At 64.8% G+C, this 20864-nt stretch carries 19 protein-coding genes; 12 read left to right on the top strand and 7 right to left on the bottom strand.

Translation table 11 applies throughout. From position 1 onward, the window contains the following. Nucleotides 1-33: 33 nt before the first annotated feature. From QA642_RS29595 to QA642_RS29580, 4 genes are read left to right on the top strand one after another with little or no spacing between them, the layout of a single operon-like run. Nucleotides 34-897 carry a branched-chain amino acid ABC transporter permease gene (locus QA642_RS29595; RefSeq protein ID WP_283079993.1) on the top strand — a complete coding sequence of 288 codons (864 nt, stop codon included), beginning with the start codon at nucleotides 34-36 and terminating at the stop codon, nucleotides 895-897. After that, a complete protein-coding gene (locus QA642_RS29590; RefSeq protein WP_283079992.1) occupies nucleotides 897-1868 on the top strand; it encodes a branched-chain amino acid ABC transporter permease in 972 nt (323 codons plus the stop codon). Before QA642_RS29595 ends, QA642_RS29590 begins: the two co-directional genes overlap by 1 nt. Continuing rightward, nucleotides 1858-2625: an ABC transporter ATP-binding protein gene (locus QA642_RS29585; RefSeq protein ID WP_283079991.1), complete on the top strand. Its 768-nt coding sequence runs from the start codon at nucleotides 1858-1860 to the stop codon at nucleotides 2623-2625. Before QA642_RS29590 ends, QA642_RS29585 begins: the two co-directional genes overlap by 11 nt. Further along, nucleotides 2622-3341, top strand: coding sequence for an ABC transporter ATP-binding protein (locus QA642_RS29580; RefSeq protein WP_283079990.1), 720 nt, complete (start codon nucleotides 2622-2624; stop codon nucleotides 3339-3341). Before QA642_RS29585 ends, QA642_RS29580 begins: the two co-directional genes overlap by 4 nt. Here QA642_RS29580 and QA642_RS29575 read toward each other — a convergent pair. Continuing rightward, nucleotides 3323-3994: a TetR/AcrR family transcriptional regulator gene (locus QA642_RS29575; protein WP_283079989.1), complete on the bottom strand. Its 672-nt coding sequence runs from the start codon at nucleotides 3992-3994 to the stop codon at nucleotides 3323-3325. The genes QA642_RS29580 and QA642_RS29575 overlap by 19 nt on opposite strands. A gap of 102 nt (nucleotides 3995-4096) precedes the next feature. On the opposite strand from QA642_RS29575, the gene QA642_RS29570 reads away from it, so the two are divergent. Next, complete coding sequence (locus QA642_RS29570) at nucleotides 4097-6385, top strand: arylsulfatase (protein WP_283079988.1); 2289 nt, start codon at nucleotides 4097-4099, stop codon at nucleotides 6383-6385. A gap of 120 nt (nucleotides 6386-6505) precedes the next feature. Here QA642_RS29570 and QA642_RS29565 read toward each other — a convergent pair whose 3' ends face one another. The 3 genes from QA642_RS29565 to QA642_RS29555 form a co-directional block, all read right to left on the bottom strand. Next, on the bottom strand, nucleotides 6506-7093 hold the full coding sequence (locus QA642_RS29565; protein WP_283079987.1) for an invasion associated locus B family protein: 588 nt from the start codon (nucleotides 7091-7093) through the stop codon (nucleotides 6506-6508). Nucleotides 7094-7157: 64 nt separating this feature from the next. After that, complete coding sequence (locus QA642_RS29560) at nucleotides 7158-10304, bottom strand: efflux RND transporter permease subunit (protein WP_283079986.1); 3147 nt, start codon at nucleotides 10302-10304, stop codon at nucleotides 7158-7160. Then, entirely contained in the window at nucleotides 10301-11473 is a 1173-nt protein-coding gene (locus tag QA642_RS29555) for an efflux RND transporter periplasmic adaptor subunit (RefSeq protein WP_283079985.1), read from the bottom strand. The genes QA642_RS29560 and QA642_RS29555 overlap by 4 nt, the downstream gene beginning before the upstream one ends. 375 nt (nucleotides 11474-11848) lie before the next feature. Here QA642_RS29555 and QA642_RS29550 point away from each other — a divergent pair, with 375 nt between their 5' ends. From QA642_RS29550 to QA642_RS29525, 6 genes are all read left to right on the top strand, one after another. Continuing rightward, nucleotides 11849-12088, top strand: a complete 240-nt coding sequence (locus QA642_RS29550) for a hypothetical protein (RefSeq protein ID WP_235547003.1) — start codon at nucleotides 11849-11851, stop codon at nucleotides 12086-12088. A gap of 224 nt (nucleotides 12089-12312) precedes the next feature. Further along, entirely contained in the window at nucleotides 12313-14862 is a 2550-nt protein-coding gene (locus tag QA642_RS29545) for a TonB-dependent receptor (RefSeq protein ID WP_283087004.1), read from the top strand. A gap of 19 nt (nucleotides 14863-14881) precedes the next feature. Continuing rightward, nucleotides 14882-15571 (top strand): Fe2+-dependent dioxygenase, encoded by a 690-nt coding sequence (locus QA642_RS29540; protein WP_283079984.1) that lies wholly within the window; start codon nucleotides 14882-14884, stop codon nucleotides 15569-15571. Beyond that, a complete protein-coding gene (gene exbB / locus QA642_RS29535; RefSeq protein ID WP_283079983.1) occupies nucleotides 15568-16494 on the top strand; it encodes a tonB-system energizer ExbB in 927 nt (308 codons plus the stop codon). Before QA642_RS29540 ends, exbB begins: the two co-directional genes overlap by 4 nt. A 3-nt stretch (nucleotides 16495-16497) precedes the next feature. Continuing rightward, on the top strand, nucleotides 16498-16953 hold the full coding sequence (gene exbD, locus QA642_RS29530; protein ID WP_283079982.1) for a TonB system transport protein ExbD: 456 nt from the start codon (nucleotides 16498-16500) through the stop codon (nucleotides 16951-16953). Nucleotides 16954-16963: 10 nt separating this feature from the next. After that, the gene (locus QA642_RS29525) at nucleotides 16964-17779 is read left to right on the top strand and encodes an energy transducer TonB (RefSeq protein ID WP_283079981.1); all 816 of its coding nucleotides are present in this window, start codon (nucleotides 16964-16966) and stop codon (nucleotides 17777-17779) included. On the opposite strand, the gene QA642_RS29520 is transcribed toward QA642_RS29525, so the two are convergent. From QA642_RS29520 to QA642_RS29510, 3 genes are all read right to left on the bottom strand, one after another. Beyond that, the gene (locus tag QA642_RS29520) at nucleotides 17767-18189 is read right to left on the bottom strand and encodes a hypothetical protein (RefSeq protein WP_283087003.1); all 423 of its coding nucleotides are present in this window, start codon (nucleotides 18187-18189) and stop codon (nucleotides 17767-17769) included. The two genes, QA642_RS29525 and QA642_RS29520, sit on opposite strands and share 13 nt — an antisense overlap. Before the next feature lie 61 nt (nucleotides 18190-18250). Then, nucleotides 18251-18931, bottom strand: coding sequence for a site-2 protease family protein (locus tag QA642_RS29515; protein WP_283079980.1), 681 nt, complete (start codon nucleotides 18929-18931; stop codon nucleotides 18251-18253). 71 nt (nucleotides 18932-19002) lie between these two features. Next, a complete protein-coding gene (locus tag QA642_RS29510; RefSeq protein ID WP_283079979.1) occupies nucleotides 19003-19869 on the bottom strand; it encodes a LysR family transcriptional regulator in 867 nt (288 codons plus the stop codon). 89 nt (nucleotides 19870-19958) lie between these two features. Between QA642_RS29510 and QA642_RS29505 the strand changes: the two genes are divergently transcribed. After that, a complete protein-coding gene (locus QA642_RS29505) occupies nucleotides 19959-20858 on the top strand; it encodes a DMT family transporter (RefSeq protein ID WP_283079978.1) in 900 nt (299 codons plus the stop codon). Nucleotides 20859-20864: the final 6 nt, after the last annotated feature.

Here is a 20864-nt window from a genome sequence, read left to right as displayed (position 1 = left end):
TCCCAAGATGATTTGATCAGAGCAACGCGGCTCATGTCCTTCGTCCTCGTGCAGGTGATCGTCGGCGGGCTTCTGCTTGGCGCCGTCTACGCCCTGTTTTCGTCCGGCCTCACGCTGGTGTGGGGCATGATGAACATCGTCAATTTCGCGCATGGCGACTTCGTCATGCTCGGCATGTACGTCGCCTATGTCGTCTACACGCTGATGGGAGGAGGGCCCATCGTCGGCGCGCCGCTGGCGATGCTCGTGCTCGCGACCTTGGGCGTCGTGGTCTATTTCGGCCTGATCCGCGACATCATGAAGGGGCCGATGCTGGCCCAGATCCTCGGCACCTTCGGGCTTGCGCTGTTGCTGCGCTATTCCGTGTTCTGGTGGTTCGGCGCCAATTTCCTGTCGATGCCGCCGAACATCGTCGGCGGCACCTATGCATTTGCGGGCCTGCGCATCGAAGCCTCGCGGCTGCTGGCCGGCGTCGTTGCGCTGCTGGTGACGCTCGGCCTGCATCTCTTGCTGACGCGCACCTCGCTCGGTTCGAAGATGCTGGCGGTGGCGGAGGACCAGACCGCGGCCCAACTCATGGGCATCCGGCCCGACAGCATGCAGGCGATCGCCTGGGCGATCGCGGCGGGCGCCACGGGGCTCGCCGGCGCGCTGATCGCGAACTTCTTCTACATCGTGCCGACCGTCGGCGAGACGCTTGCCATCGTCGCCTTCGTCACGGTGTCGCTCGGCGGCTTCGGCAGCGTGCCGGGTGCGCTCGTCGCGGGGCTCCTGATCGGCGTCATCGAGTCGCTATCGGGCTATCTGATCGGCGCGGTCTACAAGGACATCGTCGTCTACGTGCTGTTCCTGTTCTTCCTCTGGTTCCGGCCTCAGGGCCTGATGGGGAAGATGTGATGCGGCGCTGGATCTGGCTCTCGGCCGTCGCGGCCTTCGCGATCGCCTATCCGCTGCTGCTGTCCTCGCCGTTCCAGCAGCGCCTCGGCGCGCTGGTGCTGCTCTATGCCATCGCGGCATCCGCCTGGAACATCGTCGGCGGCTATGCCGGGCAGGTCTCGGTCGGCCATGTCGTGTTCTTCGGCTGCGGCGCCTATGCCGCGATGGGGTCTTACGCCAAATTCGGCCTGTCGCCGCTGTTCGGCATCCCCGGCGGCATCGTGCTGGCGGTCGGGCTCGCCGCCATCGTCGGCGTGCCGACGCTGCGGCTGTCGGGCCATTATTTCAGCATGGCGACGATTGCCGTCGCCGAGACCATGCGGCTGATCGTCACCAACACCGAATGGCTGGGCGCGGCCGTTGGTCTCTCGGGGCCAGCCGTACCGCGCAATATTTTCGATCTCTCCTTCCTGTCGTCGCTGCCGTATTACTATCTCTTCCTCGCCGTCCTCGTGATCACGCTGCTGATCACCTGGTGGATGACCAACAGCCGGATGGGATTTTACCTGCGCGCAATCAAGGATTCCGAACGTGCCGCGCGCTCGCTCGGCGCGCCGGCGAGCCGCACGAAACTTTACGCCTACATGCTGAGCGCGGCGCTGACGAGCGTCGCCGGCGCGCTCTACGCGATGATGTTCGGCTTTGTCGATCCCGAGTCTGGCCTCGGCATCCTGATCTCGGTGAAGATCCTGATCATGGCGGCGCTGGGCGGGGCAGGGCTGCTGTTCGGCCCGCTGGTAGGCGCCGCGATCCTGGTGCCGCTGGAGGAGATCTCGAACAGCTGGCTCGGCGGCAAGGGCGCCGGCCTGACCTTCGTGGTCTATGGCGCGATCATCGTGCTGATCGCGCGCTTCCAGCCCGGCGGCCTGCTCAGCCTGTTCATGGGACGGAGCAAACACAAGACGGACAAGGGAGCGGGCCATGCTCCTTGAAGCGCGCGGGATCACAAAGGCATTCGGCAGCTTCAAGGCGGTGGACGATGCCTCCGTGACCCTGGAGCAGGGCGACATTCTCGGCCTGATCGGCCCGAACGGCGCCGGAAAATCCACCTTCTTCAATTGCCTCACCGGCGACCTCCAGGCCACCTCCGGCCGCGTGCTGTTCGCGGGGAGCGACATCACCGGCTTCACGCCGGAGCAGCGCGCCGGCCTCGGCCTTGCCCGCACCTTCCAGGTGCCGCAGACATTCGAGGGCATGACGGTGCTCGAGAACGTCATGATCGGCGCGTTCCTCCGCACCTCGCATCGCAAGGAGGCCGAAGCGAAAGCGCATGCCGTGCTGGAGCGCGTCGGCATGAGCCGCCTTGCGGATGCGCCGGCGCGCTCGCTCGGCACACCCGGCCGCAAGCGGCTGGAGATTGCCCGCGCGCTTGCGACCGAGCCGAAGGTGCTGCTGCTCGACGAGGCCATGGCCGGCCTCAATGCGAACGAGGTGAAGCTCGCGATCGATCTCGTCCGCGACATCCACCGCTCCGGCATCACGCTCGTCATCGTCGAGCACATCATGGAAGTGATCATGTCGCTGGCGAGCCGCGTGATGGTGTTTCATCAGGGCAAGGAGATCGCCCGCGGCTCGCCGCGCGAGGTCACGTCGAACCCGGCGGTGATCGCGGCCTATCTCGGCACGCGCGCAGCCAAGGCTGCCGCAGGCCATACGCCGGTCGAGCTGATGGGCGGGCCGGACCTATGAGCGGAGCGCTTCTGCGGATCGAGCACCTCGACGTGCGCTACGGCGACCTCATCGGCGTCTCCGACGTGTCGCTGGAGGTGCCCGAAGGCAGGGTCGTCGCGCTGCTCGGCTCCAATGGCGGCGGCAAGACCACGACGCTGAACGCGATCGCCGGCCTCATTCCTGTGCATTCCGGCAAGATCAGCTTTCGCGGCGAAGAGATCGCCGGCCAGAAGGCCTTTGCGATCGTGCGCAAGGGGCTCGCGCTGTCGCCGGAAGGCTGGCGGCTGTTCGTGCAGCAGAGCGTCGAGAGCAATCTGCTGCTCGGTGCGACGCCGCTGCACGACAGGTCGCGCCAGGCCACGCTGCTCGAACGCGTCTACGAAATCTTTCCGCGCCTGAAAGAGCGCCGCAACCAGCGCGCCGGCACCATGTCCGGCGGCGAGCGGCAGATGCTCGCGGTCGGTCGCGCGTTGATGAGCGACCCGAAGCTGTTGATGCTCGACGAGCCCTCGCTCGGCCTCGCGCCGGCGGTGGTCGAATCCATGTACGAGACGTTTGGCCGCCTGCATCGCGAGGGCCTGACCATCCTGCTCGCCGAGCAGTCGATCGAGCTCGCGCTGGAAGTCTCGGACTTTGCCACCGTGCTCCAGGTCGGCAAGAGCGTGCTGTCCGGCACGGCGGCCGCGCTTGCAGAGGACCCGCAGGTGCAGAAGGCCTATCTCGGGGTGGACTGACCGAGCTCCGCCTGGAGCAGCAGCAACAGGCAGCCGGCGAGCCGCGTCTCCATCTCTTTCGATGCAAGCGACAGCGGCCCGGGATCGTTGAGGATCGCGTTCACCAGCGTGCCCAGCACGACCTGGAAGCCGAAGGCGATGGTGCGGGTCTTTGCTGCCTTGCGACCCCTGCCCATGGCCGGGAGCAGGAGAGGGGTAGCGCGTTCGGTCGTGGCTTTCGCCAGCGCCTTGAACGGTGTCCACTTGTCCGGGCGGGTGTCGTCGTGCTGGAGCGCGGCGCGCAGCACGCCTTCATGGTTGCGCATCCAGGCGATGATGCCACCGACGATCAGATGGCAGAGCTTGTCGAGGCTCGTATCGGGCGACGGTCGCCTGATTTCACTAAGCCGCTGCTCGCCGTCGCGCGCGGCGAGCGCCATCAGCGCGTTGAAATAGGCCTCCTTGCTCTCGAAGCGGCTGTAGAAGGCGCCGACGGTGGCGCCGACCTCGGTGCAGAGCGCCTCGATCGAGAGCTCGGCAAGGCCGCGAGTCCGCAGCATGTCGGCGCCGGCGCGCAGCAGCGCCAGCGTGGTCTCGCGGCTGCGCTTCTGGCGCGACGGGGCGACGCCGGGCAGGTCGAAGTCGCGAACTTCGGGCTCTGAACGTGGCCTCATCCGTGCTTGCATCCGGCCTAAATCATAACCATAATTCGGATTATAGTTTTAGCCACGGCCAAGCTGCGGGTCAACCGCGAGAGCCGGGTCAGGGAGGAGCAGATGAGCGCAGGCAGCACCGCGCCGTTCCGCGGCATCGTCGGCAAGACGGTTGCGGAGTCAAAACCCTGGTGGCCGGAGGCCGTGAAGCCGCCCGAGGGCGCGCCGAACATCCTCGTCGTGTTGTTCGACGACGTCGGCTTCTCCGATTTCGGCTGCTACGGCTCGGCGATCAGGACGCCGACCATTGACAGGCTCGCCGCGGAGGGCCTGCGTTACTCCGGCTTCCACACCACGGCGATGTGCTCGACCACGCGCGCGGCGCTGCTGACCGGGCGCAACCATCATTCGGTCGGCGTCGGTTGTCTCGCCAATTTCGACTCGGGCTATCCCGGGTACCGCGGCAAGATCGCGCGCGAGGCGGGAACGCTCGCCGAGATGCTGCGCGTGCACGGCTATCGCAATTACATGGTCGGCAAATGGCACGTCACGCCGCTGACCGAGAGCGGCGCCACCGGCCCGTTCGACGGCTGGCCTTTAGGGCGCGGGTTCGACCGCTTCTACGGCTTCCTCGATGCCGAGACCGATCAGTACGCGCCTGAGCTCGTCTCCGACAACACGCATATTGATCCGCCGGGCACTTATGCCGACGGCTATCATCTGACCGAGGACCTGATCGACCAGGCCATCCGCTTCATCGGCGACCACCAGGCCGATCGGCCGGAGATTCCCTGGCTCACCTGGATCGCGCTCGGCGCCTGTCACGCGCCGCATCAGGCGCCCGCTGATATCATCAGGAGCTATGATGCTGCCTTCGCGCACGGCTGGGACGTCGAGCGCGAGCAGCGTCTCGCGCGCCAGAAGGCGATGGGACTGGTGCCGCCGGACACGCGGATGCCGGCGCGCAACGATGGGGTGAAAGCATGGGACGAGCATTCGGCCGACGAGCGCCGCGTCTTCACCCGCCTGCAGGCGGCCTTCGCTGGCATGCTCGACCATTCCGATCGGCATCTTGCACGCCTCGTCGCGTTCCTGGACACAGCCGGCATCCGCGACAACACGGTCATCATCGTGATGTCCGACAATGGCGCGAGCCAGGAGGGCGGGCCGCTCGGCTTTGTCAACGCGATGGGGCCGTTCAACTTCAAGCCGGAGCCGATCGCCGAAAAACTCGCCCGCATCGACGACATCGGCGGGCCCGACACCCACAGCAATTTCCCGCATGGCTGGGCGATGGCGTCCAATACGCCGCTGCGCCGCTACAAGCAGAACACCCATGGCGGCGGCATCCGCGATCCCTTCGTCATCAACTGGCCGAAGCGCATCGCGGCGAAAGGCGAGCTGCGGCACCAATTCGTGCACGCCTGCGATCTCACGCCGACGCTGCTGGAGCTGATCGGCATCGAGTTGCCGAGCATGATCATGGGCTGCCGGCAGATGCCGCTGGAAGGCGAGAGCTTCGCGCGCTCGATCAATGATGCGGCCGCGCCCTCAAAAAGCTCGCCGCAATATTTCGAGATGTTCGGTCATCGCGGTCTCTGGCAGGCCGGATGGAAGGCCGTCGCCTTTCATCCATCGGGCACACCGTTCGGGAACGACAAATGGGAGCTTTTCCATCTCGACGAGGATTTCTCTGAGACCAATGACCTCGCGCTCAAAGAGCCGGAGCGGCTGGCAAAGATGATTGCGACATGGTGGGACGAAGCCGAGAAGCACAAGGTGCTGCCGCTCGACGACCGCTTCGGGCCGCGCTTTGCCGAGAATGCCGCGCGCTTCCACGGCGCGCGCCATCATTTCGTCTTCCATGCCGGCATGGGCCACGTGCCGACCGACGTCGCGCCCGACGTGCGCAGCCGCAGCTACACGATCGAGGCGCATGTCGAGATCGAGGAGCGGGGGGCCGACGGCGTGCTGATCTCGCATGGCGATGCGACGTCCGGCTACAGCCTCTACGTCAAGGATGGTCACCTCGTGCACGACCTCAACATCGGCGGCAGCCACCAGATCGTGCGGTCGGATCGCAAGGTGCCGTCAGGCGCGCGCCGGCTCGGCGTGCACGTCGAGCGCCTCGTGCGCAAGGAGCCGCCCGCCAAGGGCTCGCGCACTGGCGTCACCGAATATACGCTTTTGATCGACGGCGAGAAGGCCGGCTCGCTCCAGACCCAGCTCGGCTTCCACACGCTGATCTCGTGGTCCGGCCTCGACATCGGCCGCGACCGCGGCAGCCCGGTCTCGCATTACGAGGCGCCGTTCGAATTCGAGGGAAGGCTGCAGCGCGTCACCGTCACCATGCACCACGACCAGAAGCTCGACGGCGATGCCGTCGGCAATGCGCAGATGGCGCGGCAGTGAGGGAAAACCGGTGTCATGCCCCGCGGAGGCGGGGCATCCAGTACTCCGAGCCAGCGCGGCTAGAGTCGAGCTGCCGCGGCGTACTGGATCGCCCGCCTTCGCGGGCGATGACAGCGCCCCTTACTTGATCTTGTCGTAGGCCGCCGCGAAATCGTTCAGCGGCATCGGGATCGCGATCGTCTCCTTGGCCATGTTCTGGAAGGAGACCTTGAGCTGCTTGCCCGAGCGCAGGGCCGCGAGCAGGTCCGCCGCGATCGGCGTCGAGGCGTAGCAGCCGCGGTTCTCGCAGGTCTGGATCTGGAGGTCGAACGACTTGCCCTCGTCGACCTGGAGCTTGGCGCCGACGGGCAGGTTGAGGCCGAGCGGCAATTGCAGCAGCGCGATCGGCGTGCGGGTGTCGGGTGCGATGCGGATGTTGATGAGGACGACGGTCTGGCCGGTCTTGGTCAGCACCGCGTTCTGCTCCATCGCGCATTCGAGCGGCGCATCGCGGCTGGCGCTGGTGCAGCGGACGATCCAGCCCGGCTGCCCCGGGGTGCCTTCTGCCGGTTGCTGCGTCGGGGCGGGAGCGGGTTGTGCGGCGGCGGGCTGTGCGGCGGCGGCTGGGGCAGGGGCTGCGTTCTTCTTGGCGCCCTGCTGGGCATGCGCGGCACCCGTCGACAACAGGACAGCAGCGGCGAGGGCGACAAGTCTGGATTGCATGAGCATGGCGAAACCGCGTTGGCGTGAACCAGGGGTCTCGCTGTAGCGTCGCGGGAGCCGCGACGCAAGCTTACTCGGCGGCTTGCTTGACGCTGCCGTGCTCTGGCGTCTCGTGGCCTTCGCCGTCACCCGTGCGGCCCCAGCCCGAGAACCAGTTGTTGAGCTCATCGAGATAGAGATAGACCACCGGGGTGGTGAACAGCGTCAGCGCCTGGCTGACGATCAGGCCGCCGACCATGGCGTAGCCGAGCGGTTGGCGGATTTCGGCGCCGGTGCCGTGGCCGAGCATCAAGGGCACGCCGCCGAGCAGCGCGGCCATCGTCGTCATCATGATCGGGCGGAAGCGCAGCAGTGCGGCCTGACGGATCGATTCCGCCGGCGTCTTGTGCTCGTCGCGCTCGGCGGCGATGGCGAAGTCGACCATCATGATGCCGTTCTTCTTCACGATGCCGATCAGGAGGATGATGCCGATCAACGCGATGAGGCTGAAGTCGAAGCCGGCCGCCATCAGGATCGCGAGCGCGCCGACGCCGGCCGAGGGCAGGGTCGACAGAATCGTGATCGGATGGATGTAGCTCTCGTAGAGGATGCCGAGGATCAGATAGACCACGACGAGCGCGGCGAGGATCAAGAGCGGCACGGTGCCGAGCGACTGCTGGAACGCCTGCGCGGTGCCCTGGAAGCTCGAGTTCAGCGTCGGCGGCGCGCCGAGATCGGCCATCGCCTTCTGCACGGCCTCGGTGGCCTGGCCGAGCGCGACGCCCTGGGCGAGGTTGAAGCTGATCGTGATCGCCGGGAACTGGCCCTGGTGGCTGATCGAGAGCGGGCGGACCGGATCGGTGGTCCAGGTCGCAAACGTCGAGAGCGGCACCTGGTCGCCGGTCAGCGGCGATTTCAGGTACAGCTTGTCCAGGCTGTCGAGGCTGCCCTGCATCTCCGGCAGGATCTCGAGGATCACCTTGTAGGTGTTGAGCTGGGTGAAATACTGCGTCACCTGCCGCTGTCCGAACGCGTCATACAGCGTGTCGTCGATCAGCTGCGGCTGGATGCCGTAGCGCGAGGCGGTGTCGCGGTTGATCTTGAGCTGGACCGTGGTGCCCTGGGTCTGCTGGTCGGTCGCGACGTCGCGCAACTCCGGCAGCGTCTGCATCTTGGCTAGGATTTTCGGCGCCCAGTCGTTGAGCTCGGCGAGATCGGCGTCCTGCAGGGTGAACTCGAACTGCGTACGCGTCGGCCGGCCGCCGAGCCGGACGTCCTGCGCCGCCTGCATGTAGAGGCGGGCGCCGGACACCTTCTCGAGCTTGGGACGCAGCCGCGCGATGATCTGCTGCGCCGAGGCCTCGCGCTCGTTGCGCGGCTTCAGGGTGATGAACATGTTGCCGTTGTTGCCGGCGCGGCCGCTGCCGCCGATGTTCATCGCGATGGTGGCGACGTCGGGATCCTCCATCACGATCTTGCCGAGCTCGACCTGCCGCCGCTGCATCTCCTTGAACGAAATGTCCTGCGAGGCTTCGGAGGTTGCGGTGATCAGGCCGACGTCCTGCTGCGGGAAGAAGCCCTTCGGGATCAGCACGAACAGGTAGACCGAGAGGCCGAGCGTGGCGAAGAAGATCACGAGCGTGGTGCGCCGCCAGGCCAGCGCATGGTCGAGCCCATATTCGTAGCCGCGCAGCATGGCGTCGAAGGCGCGCTCGCTCCATTGGTAGAACTTGCCGTGGGTCACCTCGCCATGGGCGCGCAGGAAGCGCGAGGCCATCATCGGCGTCAGCGTCAGCGACACGAACATCGAGACGAAGATCGTCATCGCCAGCACGACGGCGAATTCGCGGAACAGGCGGCCGATGATGCCGCCCATCAGCAGCAGCGGGATCAGCACCGCGACCAGCGAGACGCTGATCGACACGATGGTGAAGCCGATTTCCTTGGAACCGCGGAAGGCCGCCGCCATCGGCGATTCGCCTTCCTCGATGTAGCGCGTGATGTTTTCCAGCATCACGATGGCATCGTCGACGACGAATCCGACCGCGATGGTGAGCGCCATCAGCGACAGATTGTCGAGCGAATAGCCGAACACCCACATCAGGGCGCAGGCGCCCAGCAGCGCCAGCGGAACCGTGACGGTGGGAATGACCGTCGCCCAGAAGCTGCGCAGGAAGATGAAGATGACCATGACCACGAGCGCGATGGTCAGGAGCAGCGTGAACTGCACGTCCTCGACCGCGGCGCGGATGGTGGTGGTGCGGTCGCTGATGAGCTCGATCTTGATCGCGGGTGGGATCGCCGCCACGAGGCGTGGCAAGGTCGCCTTGATCCTGTCGACGGTCTCGATGACGTTGGCGCCCGGCTGCTTGAAGATCACCAGGAACACGCCGCGCTTGCCGTTGGCCCAGGCGGCCTGCTTGGCGTCTTCGGCGCCGCTGACCGCCTGGCCGATGTCGCGGATTCGCAACGGGCCGCCGTTGCGATAGGCGATGATGACGTCGTTCCAGTCCTTGGACTGGGTCAGCTGGTCGTTGGCGTAGATCGTGTAGGCGCGCTTCTCGCCGTCGATATTGCCCTTGGGGCTGTCGACCGTGGTGATCGCGATCTGGCTGCGCACGTCCTCCATCGACAGGCCCTTGGCCACCAGCTTTGCCGGATCGACCTGGATGCGGATCGAGGGTTTCTGCTGGCCGCCGATGAAGACCTGGGCGACGCCGGAGAGCTGGCTGATCTGCTGGGCGAGCTGGGCGTCGACGGCATCGCTGACGGTGGTCAGGGGCAGCGTCTCGGACGTTGCCGACAGCAGCAGGATCGGCGCGTCGGCCGGGTTGACCTTGCGGTAGGTCGGCGGCGAGGGCAGGTTTTTCGGCAGCTGGCCGCTGGCGGCGTTGATCGCGCCCTGCACGTCGTTGGCGGCGCCGTCGATGCTGCGGTTGAGATCGAACTGGATGGTGATCGAGGCGGTGCCGAGATAACTCGTCGAGGTCATCTGGGCGATGCCGGGAATCTGCGCGAACTGGCGCTCCAGCGGCTGCGCCACCGATGAGGCCATGGTCTCGGGGCTGCCGCCCGGCAAATTGGCGGTGATCTGGATGGTCGGGAAGTCCACCTGCGGCAGCGGCGCGACCGGCAGCAGGGGGTAGGCAACGAGACCGACAAAGAGAATGCCGGCCATCAGCAGCGAGGTGCCGATGGGATAACGGATGAAAGGTGCCGAAATCCCGCCCTCGGTCATTCCCGTCGTACCTTGTTCTGGGCCGGATCCGAGCTCGCCACCGTCGTCGAGACGAGGCTTCCGGGCTGCACCTTGAATTGACCGCCGGTGATGACTTGCTGGCCGGGGCTCAAGCCTTCGTCCACGACCGAACGTCCGTCGATGGCGTAGCTGACCTTGATCTTGTGCACTTCGGCCTTGTTGTCCTGGTTGACGGTATAGGCGTAGAGGCCGTTGGTGGAATGCTGAACCGCGTCATCCGGGACCACGGTCGCATCCTTCAGCGTCCGCACCAAGAGGCGCGTCGACACCGACTGGCCCGGCCACAGCGCGTGGTCCTTGTTGTCGAACACCGCCTTGAGCCGAATAGTCCCGCTGCTCGTGTCGACCTGGTTGTTGATGACCGCGAGCTTGCCCTCGGCCAGCGTCTTCTTGCCGTCGGTGGTGAAGGCGATCACCTTGAGCGCGCCGGCCTTCTGGCCCTCGCTGATATAGGGAAGCTGGTCCTCCGGCGCGGTGAAGATCACCGAGATCGGCTCGACCTGCGAGATCATGACGATGCCGGTCTGCGAGGACGCGTTGACGATGTTGCCGATGTCGACCTGGCGCAGTCCCGCGACGCCGGTGATCGGCGACTTGACCTGGGTGTAGTCGAGCTGGGTCTGGGCGTTGTCGATCGCGGCCTCGTCGGCAGCGATCTGCGCGGTGAGCTGGGCGACGGTGGAGCGCTGGGTGTCGACCCGTTGCGCGGTCGCGAATTCGCCGAGCTTCATGGCGCGCTGGAGCTCGAGATTGGCATTGGCCAGATTGGCCTCGTCCTGCGCCTTCTTGGCCTTGGCCTGGTCGAGCGCGGCCTGGTAGGGACGGGGATCGATCGAGACCAGAATGTCACCTTCCTTGACGATCTGGCCCTCTTTGAATTCGAGCTTGTCTATCTGGCCGTCGACCCGGGTGCGGACCTGGACGGTGTTGAAACCCTGAACCGTGCCGAGACCGGTCAGGTAAACCGGGAAATCGGCCGTCTGGACCGGCGCGACGCTGACGGGAACGGCGGGCGCACGCGGCGGACCTTTCTGCGCTGTCTGGGCTTTTCCGGCCTCGGGCGAGCCGTATTTTTGCCAACCATAGTAACCCGCGGAGGCCACGGCCGCGATGATCAGAATCCAGAGGATCGGCCGTGTTTTTTTCATATCGGCTCGTGTCGGCTCGTATGCCCTGAGTAACGAATTATGGGGCAATCGTAGGGTTCCAGCGCGCCTGTATAATACACGCCAAGTTCCAGTGTAAACAGCACTATCGGTGGAGAATCCTAAACAATTGGAAAGCTTTGCACGGCTTAGGCAGCACCGTGACGCTACGGTGTGCAGTGCTGCATTTTCCCACGAGGAACGATCAGCGGGCAAACTTTGTGCAATGCTCGGAAGTGGTGTGCGCGAGAGCGAGATGCGCCGCGCGGAGGGCCGGCTCAGGCGAGCCAAGAACGGTTCTAAATTCTGCGCAGACCGTTTCGGTTGTCAGGAAAATCGGCATCGTCCATATCGGCGCCGCCACAACGGGAGCGCAGGATGGACGAATTGAACGGCAAGCTGATCGCGTGTCAGATCTTGATCACGGGACTGATCGCGCGGGTCGCCAACGAGCAGCGCGACCCATTGCGCTTCCTCACCGACTTCCGCGACGAGATCAAAGCCGTCGTCAACGGCGTCAACATCGCCGGGCTGGACAACACCGATCGCGTGCGCGCGATCGCGCAGAAAAACATCGACGAATTGTTCTCGCTGATGAAGCCGCCGAGCAGCGACTGAAGCGTGCGCGCGATGCCGATAGCGACGTGCTTTTCGCGCTTGTTTTAGAACGACTCCAATCTTCGTTTAGAACCGTTTCAAACTGCAGTTTAGAATCGTTTTGATCTTGACGTATTCAAGGGTTCTGGCGGCTTGCCCGCATTGACCCGCTATTTTGCCGCCGATACCAACAGCCCATCGTTCATCGAAGTGAATGAGCGAACAAGAAGATGGGGCGTTTGGTAATGGGGCAGGTGGTCGCACCGAAATCGTTGCGTTCGGTCGCAGCGTTCGATTCGATGGATGAGAAGTCGTCGGGTGGTTCTGGCAAGACGGTCTCGGCAGTTGCGAGCCTGATCGCGGTGGCGTCGGTGTCGAGCGGCGCGCATGCGCAGCAGTCCAACCTGCCGCCCGTCACGGTCGATGCGCCCCACGAGCGTCCGCGTCCCACCGCTTCGAAACCGACGGCCGAGCAGGTCCGCGCACGCAACGCGCTGCGGCGTGCGGCGCAGCGGCAGCAGGCTGCAACGGCACCGGTGGTTAATGCAGGCGGTCTTGCTGCTGATCGTGATCCATACGCAAATCCCGCCGCGCCTTACATGGCCACCCGAGTGCAAGCGTCAGGCAAATTCCCTGAGCCAATCCTCAACACGCCAAAATCGATCACCGTGCTTACGAGGGAAGTGCTCGAGGACAAGAACGCCACGACCCTGAAGCAAGCGATCCTGAGCACGGCCGGCGTGACGCTCGGAACGGGCGAGGGCGGCAATGCTTTCGGCGACCGCTTCTTCATCCGCGGCTTCGATGCCCGCAACGACGTCTTCATCGATGGCGTCCGCGATTCCGGCGTCAGCGTGCGTGAGAACTTCTTCACCGAGCAGGTCGAGATCCTGCGCGGCCCCGGCTCGACCTTCGCCGGCCGCGGCATCGCCGGTGGTGCGATCAACATCGTCACCAAGCAGGCGACGACGGCGGGGAGCTTCTACAACATGGACACGACGTTTGGCACCGACCAGACCAAGCGCGTGGTGCTCGACGTCAACCAGGTGATCAACCCGACCTGGGCGGTGCGTGCTGGCGGCCTGTTCCAGGACGCAGGCGTCGCCGGGCGCGATTATGTGAAGGATAATCGTGACGGAGCGTTTGTCGCTACGACGTGGAAGCCCGTAGATGCGGTCAAGATCCAGGCCGGTTACATCCATACCGAGCTGACCGGTCTGCCCGACTTCGGCGTGCCTTACTATCGGCCCAGCACGGCGAGCACGGCCGGCGGGCCGTTCCCGGATTTCGGCTCCAACCGCAACAACTGGTACGGCTTCGTCAATCGTGACTTTTATCGGACCGGCCAGGACATTGGCACACTCAACGCGGAAGTGCAGATCACACCCGACCTGTTGATTACCAACAAGTTCCGGGATTCGTATTCCACCCAGAACTACATCGGCACGCTTCCGGAAGCGCCGGTTTTGGCCAATCCGCTTTCGGCGTCGACACTCAGTGCCAATCCGCAGAGCCGCTTCCAGGAGACCAGTGTGATCGCCAACCAGACGGAGGCGACATACAAATTCAACGACGGCGTCGGCTTCAAACACACGGCACTTGCCGGCTTCGAATACGACCACGAGAAGTCGTCCATCGACAAGTATCTCGGTCTCAGCTCCGAAGCGCTTCCCGGCGGTTTCAGCGGCACCGGATCATTGTCCGGGGTGAGCGTATTCAATCCGCAGTTCACGAACCTTCCGTTCGGAATACCGGCCGGCTTGTCCGGCCTGCCTACCAAGATCACGATCGACACCAAGAGCGTCTACGCGATGGACAGCGCGAACTACCGCGATCTGGTCATCCTGAATGGTGGCGTTCGCTACGACGACTACAACATCAAGACGAGCGGATACGGCACCGTAAATGGGGTCGCCAACGTGTTCGGCACGCAGCAGCAAGACTACGGAATGCCGAACTTCAATCTCGGTCTCACGCTGAAGCCGCTGCCGAACGGCAGCGTCTACGCAGCTTACGCGACGTCGTCGAACCCGGTCGGCGCGGAATTCGACGGCACCAGCGTCCAGTATGGCGGCCTTGCACCGGTGCTCAACGGTAATGCCACGCAGATTTTTGGTCCCGAAAAGAACAGAGCAATCGAACTCGGCACGAAGTGGGAGCTGTTTGACAGGCACCTGCTGCTCACAGCCGCTCTGTTCCAGACCGAGAAGGACAATGCGCGCGAGTCACGCAACATCACGGCCGCCACGGCGACCGCAGCCTGTCCTTATCCTGCAGGCACTACGGGAACCGTTTCCTGTATCACGGCCGGAGCTGCTTACCGTATTCGAGGCATAGATCTCGGCGTCGGCGGCAAGATCACCGACAAATGGAGTGTCTTCGGCGGGTTGGTGTTAATGCAATCCGAGGTGACGAAGTCGCTGATCCCGCCTGCAAATACGGCCCTCTACACGACGAACGTGGGCCTGCCGCTTTCGAACGTCGCCCATCAATCCTTCAGCATGCTCAGCAAGTACCAGTTCAACGACGTCTGGGAGCTGGGTGGTCAGGCAGTCTATCGCTCGAAGATCTATGGTGGCACGTTCCTCGCGGCCAACCAGGGCACGTCGATTCCGAGCTATTGGCGTTTCGACATGTTCGCGGAGGCCAAGATCAACAAGAACTGGCAGGTCAAGCTGTTCGTGAACAACATCTTCGACAAGCGCTACTACGACGCGCTGTACCAGAGCGCTGCGCCCTTCGTGCTGGAAGCACCGGGGCGTGCCGCTTACCTGGTGCTGTCAGCCCGCTACTGACGGAGCAACAACGAGTTTCATGCTGACATGCATCGAAAACGTTCTCAGCAAAAATGATGTGGCGGATTTCCGCCGCATCATGGACGCCAGCGCGTGGGAGGACGGCCGCTCGACCGCGGGCGCACAGTCGGCGATGGTGAAGCGCAACGAGCAATTGCCGCCGGACAGCGAGGTCGCGCGCAAGCTCGGCAACCGCATCATCTCGGCGCTGACCTCGAACCCGCGCTTCATTGCGGCGGCCATCCCGCTCCAGATCTTCCCGCCGCTGTTCAACCGCTATGCGGCGAACAGCGGCCATCATTTCGGGCTGCATGTCGACAATGCGATCCGCGGCGACCGGCTGACCGGCCTTCGCATCCGCACCGACCTGTCGGTCACGCTGTTTCTCGCCGAGCCGGAAGAGTATGACGGTGGCGAACTTGTGATCGAGGACACCTACGGTTCGCACGAAGTCAAGTTGCCAGCCGGCGACTGCGTGCTCTATCCCTCGACCAGCCTGCATCTCGTGACGCCCGTGACGAGGGGGACGCGGGTTGCGTCTTTCTTCTGGCTTCAGAGCATGATACGGGACGATCAAGCCCGTACCATGATCTTTGACCTCGACACCGCGATACAGGCGCTGGTGGAGCGGCTCGGGCGTGACGATCCCGAAACGGTCAAATTGACGGGTATCTATCACAACCTCATTCGCTACTGGGCCGAAGTATGAAGATGATGTCCTTCCAAGCAAGCCTTGCCGCAGCTGTCGTCCTGACGGCCGCCTGGCTCGCAACTCCTGTTTCCGCCCAGACCCCGCCGGCGGCCCCGGCACAAGCGACGGCCCAGCCGGCTGCGACCAGTCCGGCCCCAGTGGCTGCTCCGGCAGCGGCGGCACCCGCGGCCCCCTCAGCCACCGCGCCGGCGGCCGTAAAGCCCGATACGGCGGCTGGTATCGCGCCGGCGATGAAGGAATTGTCGCCCTGGGTGATGTTCATGTCGGCCGACGTCATCGTGAAGGCGGTGATGATCGGGCTCGCCTTCGCCTCGCTGATGACCTGGACCGTCCTGATCGCCAAGTCGATCGAGCTGTCGGTCGCATCAAGCAAGCTTCGTTCGGCGCTGAAAAAGGTCGCGGAGGCGCGCTCGCTCGCCGAAGCCCAGATGGCGCTTGGCGCCAAGGGGGGCATCCTGCCTTCCTTCCTGGCGGCGGCGCTGCGCGAGGCGCGGATGTCGGCCGGCCTGTCCAGCGATGCCGGCATCAAGGAGCGCGCGGCCTCGAGCTTCCAGGAGATCGTGCGCGCGGAGGCGCGGCGCATCCGCGTCGGCATGGGCGTGCTCGCGACCATCGGCTCGACATCGCCCTTCGTCGGCCTGTTCGGCACGGTCTGGGGCATCATGAACAGCTTCATCGGCATCTCGAAGTCGCAGACCACGAATCTTGCCGTCGTCGCGCCCGGCATCGCCGAAGCGCTGCTCGCGACCGCGATCGGCCTCGTCGCCGCCATTCCCGCCGTTATCATCTACAATCACTTCTCGCGCATGACGAAGGGCTATCTCGAGCTCGTCAGCCGTGCCTCGGGCGCGGCGGCGCGGCTATTGTCACGCGATCTCGACCGCAGCCACGGCAGCGCGCATTCACGCGCGGCGGAGTGAACCATGGGCGTTTCGCTCGCAGACAACGATGACGACGACGATTTCGCGGAAACGCACGACATCAACGTCACGCCGTTCATCGACGTCATCCTGGTGCTGCTGATCATCTTCATGGTCGCAGCGCCGCTCTCGACCGTCGATCTGCCGATCGACCTGCCGACCTCGAGCGCGATGCCGCAGAAGAAACCGGACAAGCCGACCTATGTCAGCATCAAGCCCGATCTGACGCTGGCGATCGGGGAGAACCCGGTGTACCGCGCCGAGCTGATCGGGACGCTCGACGGCATGTCCGACATGAGCAAGGACAAATACGTCTTCCTGCGCGCCGATCGTTCGGTGCCGTATGGGGAGTTGATGGGCGTCATGGAGCTCCTGCGCTCGGGCGGCTATAATCGGGTGAAGCTGGTTGCGCTGGAAGGGCCTCCGGGGACGCCCGCGGCCGGCGCCGCCCAGCCCTGAGAGGCCTGTGATGTCGGACGAACCCAGACCATCCCGGAAACTTTGGATCTTGGCGGCAGTGGCGGCGCTCGGGCTCCATCTGGGCGGTGCTGCGCTGGCGTTGGCTCATTTGCGCACCGACGACGACGGCGACGGTCTGGGCGCGGCAGGCGCCGAGTTCGCCGTGGAGATGGCCTCGCCACCCGTTCAGGAGTCGGATCAACCGACTGGGCCCACCGACTCTGAAGCGCAAGAAGAGCGCCCTGAGCTGCCGCAGCAGAAGGCCGAAACGGTGGAGACGGAGCTCCCCCAGGATCGGCCGCAACAGGCCGAGGATCCCGATCGTCTCGTCAGCGAAAACAAGGCGAAGAAGGAGCAGGAGGAAGACCCCAAGATTGCAGCCGTTGAAACTCCGGCCATGGAGGCGGCGCAAAAGCAGATTGACCAGACTCGTCAAACGTTTGAAGACGCCGCGCGCGAGGCCGAGAAGGCGATGGCGCCAATCATCGGCATCGGCAAGGATATCCTGCAGCTGACAGCCGACTGGAACCGCAAGATCAGCGCGCACCTCGCGCTGCACAAGATCAACCCGGAAGGCAAGCAGCCCAATAACCAGAAGGTCAAGGTCAGCTTCGCGATCAACCGGAAGGGCAACGTGCTGTCGGTGGATGTTGTGGAGTCCTCGGGGGATGCAGCTTACGACGCGGCCGCGGTCTCGATCGTCCGCAAGTCCGATCCCATTCCGCAGCCGCCAGCCAAGCTGACCGAAGATCGATTCGAGCGCACGGTTTACATCATCTTCACGCCGCCGGACGCGAAGAAAAAGAAGACGGCTCAGCGCCAGTAGAGCCTGATCCCGACATAGACCACCACCAGGCAGGCGAAAATCAGCGCCACCGGCAGCGGCCGCTTCTGGGTTCCGCTGGCGGTCGCCGCCCCGAAAAAGCTGACCTTCTTCGGCTTCGGCGCCGGGCGCCGGAACGCGGTAACATTGTCCGCGGCAGGCTCGGCTTGGCGGGGGCGGACGTCGGGCGCGGTTCCCGCACCGCCCATCTCGGCATAGTAGGCCTTGTAGATCGCGCCGATGGTGGCCTCGGTGGCTTCACCCTCGCTCATCCGCGCCAGCAGGTTCTTGTAGCTGGCGAGGAACTCCTGGGCGTCTGGAGGCAGCGCGGACGCCCCGTTGAGCTTGGCCATCATCTTCCAGGTGGCAAAATCGGCGCGGGCACGGGTGTCCGCGCGTCGCGCGATCAGCATATCGGCAGCTTTGACCAAGTCGGCCTCTGGCCCTTCGGCTGGAATTCGGGTGTTCAGTCAACTACGCATTGCCGGTCAGGAAGAGAACAGCCTGAATCACATATCCGGTCAACGTCCGCAGTATTGCTGAAATAACATCAAGATTTAGACCGAACTGCGAGCCCGCCAGCGGCAGCAGGATCAAGAGGCCGATCAGGATCAGCATGCCGAACGGCTCGAGTCGGGCCAAGGGCAAAGCGAGTGGTCGCGGCAGCAGCCCGACCGCGACGCGGCCGCCGTCGAGCGGCGGGATCGGCATCATGTTGAACACCGCCAGGACCGCGTTGATCAGGAGCGCGTTCTTGAGGTTGTCGAAGATCCATTGCGCCGCGCCGGTAGGCGCGAAGGGCAGGGCGTGCAGGGCAAGCGCGGCCGCGAGCGCCAGCAGGATGTTGGTGGCAGGGCCAGCCAGCGCCACCCAGACCATATCGAGCCTCGGATGGTTGAGCTTGCGGAAATTGACCGGCACCGGCTTGGCATAGCCGAACAGGAACGGCGAATGCGCAAACAGCAGCATCGCCGGCAGGATCAGGGTGCCGAACGGGTCGATGTGCCTGATCGGGTTGAAGCTGACGCGGCCGAGCTGCGCGGCTGTGTTGTCGCCGAGACGGTGCGCGACGAAGGCGTGCGCGGCCTCGTGAAAGGTGATGGCGAGCACCAGCGGCAGCACCCAAACCGAAATGTCATAAAAGGAAATGTTCACGGCTCGTCGATCCCGGTTTGCGCCTCGTGGCCTTGCAGCCAACCCGGCCAATCCGGTGGTGAGGCAACGCGTCAGGGCAGGATATGGGGCGCTGGTTGCGAAATCCCAAGCTGTAGATGATCCGCCAGCAGGCCGCCGGCACGCGACAGGTTGCGTGCGCGGTGCAGGCGGATGTCTGCCGCAGGCAACGGCGGCAGGCCGTCCGACAGGCTATGCAGGCTGGCGGGCAGGGTGCCGGCTTTCACCACCGTAATCGCGAGGCCCTGCGCCGCAATCGCTTCTACCGCCGCCAGCGTGCGGCTGACAAAGGCGAGCCGCCAGGGCCGGCCGGCGGCATCCAGCGCCTCCGCGGCCCATTGCCGGAACAGGCAGCCTGGCGGATAGAGTGCGACCGGCAGCGTATCGCGCGCTCCGGCTGGATAGGACGCGCCCGCCGCCCACACCGCCTGCTCGCGCCGCAGCAGCTCGCCAGCGCCTTGTCCTTCCGGATGCATGGCGATGACGAGGTCATAGGCCTCGCCGAGCCTTGCTGGCATGGTCGCGGTCAACCCGGTCTCGATCTCGACCCTGACGTCCGGATGGCTTTTGGCAAAGCGCGCGAGCAAGGGCGGAATGACGATCGTGCCGTAATCGTCCATCACGCCGAGGCGGACCACGGCTTCGTGCTTGCGTGCGCGGAGTGCGCCGATTGCTTCCGCATTGAGGTCGAGAAGGCGCCTCGCATAGACGAGGAGTTCGTCGCCTGCTGCGGTCAGCACGACGCCCGCCCTGGTACGTTGAAACAGCCTTGCACCAAGCCGCTCCTCCAGGCGTTTGATCTGGACGCTCACCGCCGATTGCGTGCGGTGGAGCGTCGCGGCAGCGCGTGTGAACGAGCGATGTTCGGCAACGGCGACAAACGCCTTCAGCAGGTCGGGATCGAGAACAGGTGCGATCATGATGAAAACTTATCCTGGCATGACAGAAATTCCATTCCCTGTTTCGGCGCGTCTCATATGCTCGCCCGCAAAGCAGTCGGGGAGGGAGCGTGGGCGAGACTTTTGGCGTTCTGGCCGCGGTGCTGTCGAGCGGCCTTGGCGGCACCTCGATCGGCGCCACGCGGTACCTCGTGGGCAGCATCGACCCGCTCGCGATCGGCTCGTTCCGGTTCGGCATCGGCGTTCTCCTGCTGCTGCCGCTGACGCTGCTGCGCGGTGATCGCTGGCCGGGGCGTGGCGACTGGCCGGCCGCCTTCGCCCTCGGCATTCTGTTCTTCGCCGTGTTCCCGATCCTGTTCAACGCCTCGCTGATCTTCACGACGGCCGCGCGTGGCGCGCTCGCACTGTCGACGCTTCCCCTGCTGTCGCTCGTGATCGGAGCCGCACTCGGTGCCGAAGCCCTGACCTGGCGTAAATCGATCGGTGTCGTGATCGCGACTCTGGGTGTTGCGGTTGCGCTGCTCACCGACCTGACCTCGGCGCCGCCGGGTGCCTGGCGCGGCGATCTCCTGATGATGGCGGCTGCGCTATGCATGGCGCTCTACGGCATCTGGTCGAAGCCGCTGATCCGCCGCTCCAGCCCGATCGCTTTCACCACCATGAGCATGGCGGCGGGCGCGGCCTGCCTCATCCTGCTCTCGTATGGCCGCGGCAGTTTTGCGCCGGTCGCAAGCTTCGGCGCGCCGCAATGGCTGGCGGCGTCATATCTCGGCGCGTTCGGCGCGGCGCTGACCTTCTATCTCTGGGCCTTCGCGCTGGAGCGGACGACGCCGACGCGCGTCGCCATCTCGGTGACGGTCAACCCGATCACGGCCTCGCTGGTCGGCGCCTGGTTGCTGCACGAACCGCTGCGGTGGAATCTCGCGGCCGGCATCGTCGCGGTGTTTGCCGGAATCTGGATTGCGACCACGACGGGCCGGCGCGTTGAAGCGGCCGGCGCCTCAGGCTGATCGCGA

This window comes from Bradyrhizobium sp. CB2312 (genome assembly GCF_029714425.1).
Classification (GTDB): domain Bacteria; phylum Pseudomonadota; class Alphaproteobacteria; order Rhizobiales; family Xanthobacteraceae; genus Bradyrhizobium.
The sequence above is the reverse complement of the archived record's forward strand: the minus strand, read 5'-3'. Positions and strand labels throughout refer to the sequence as shown.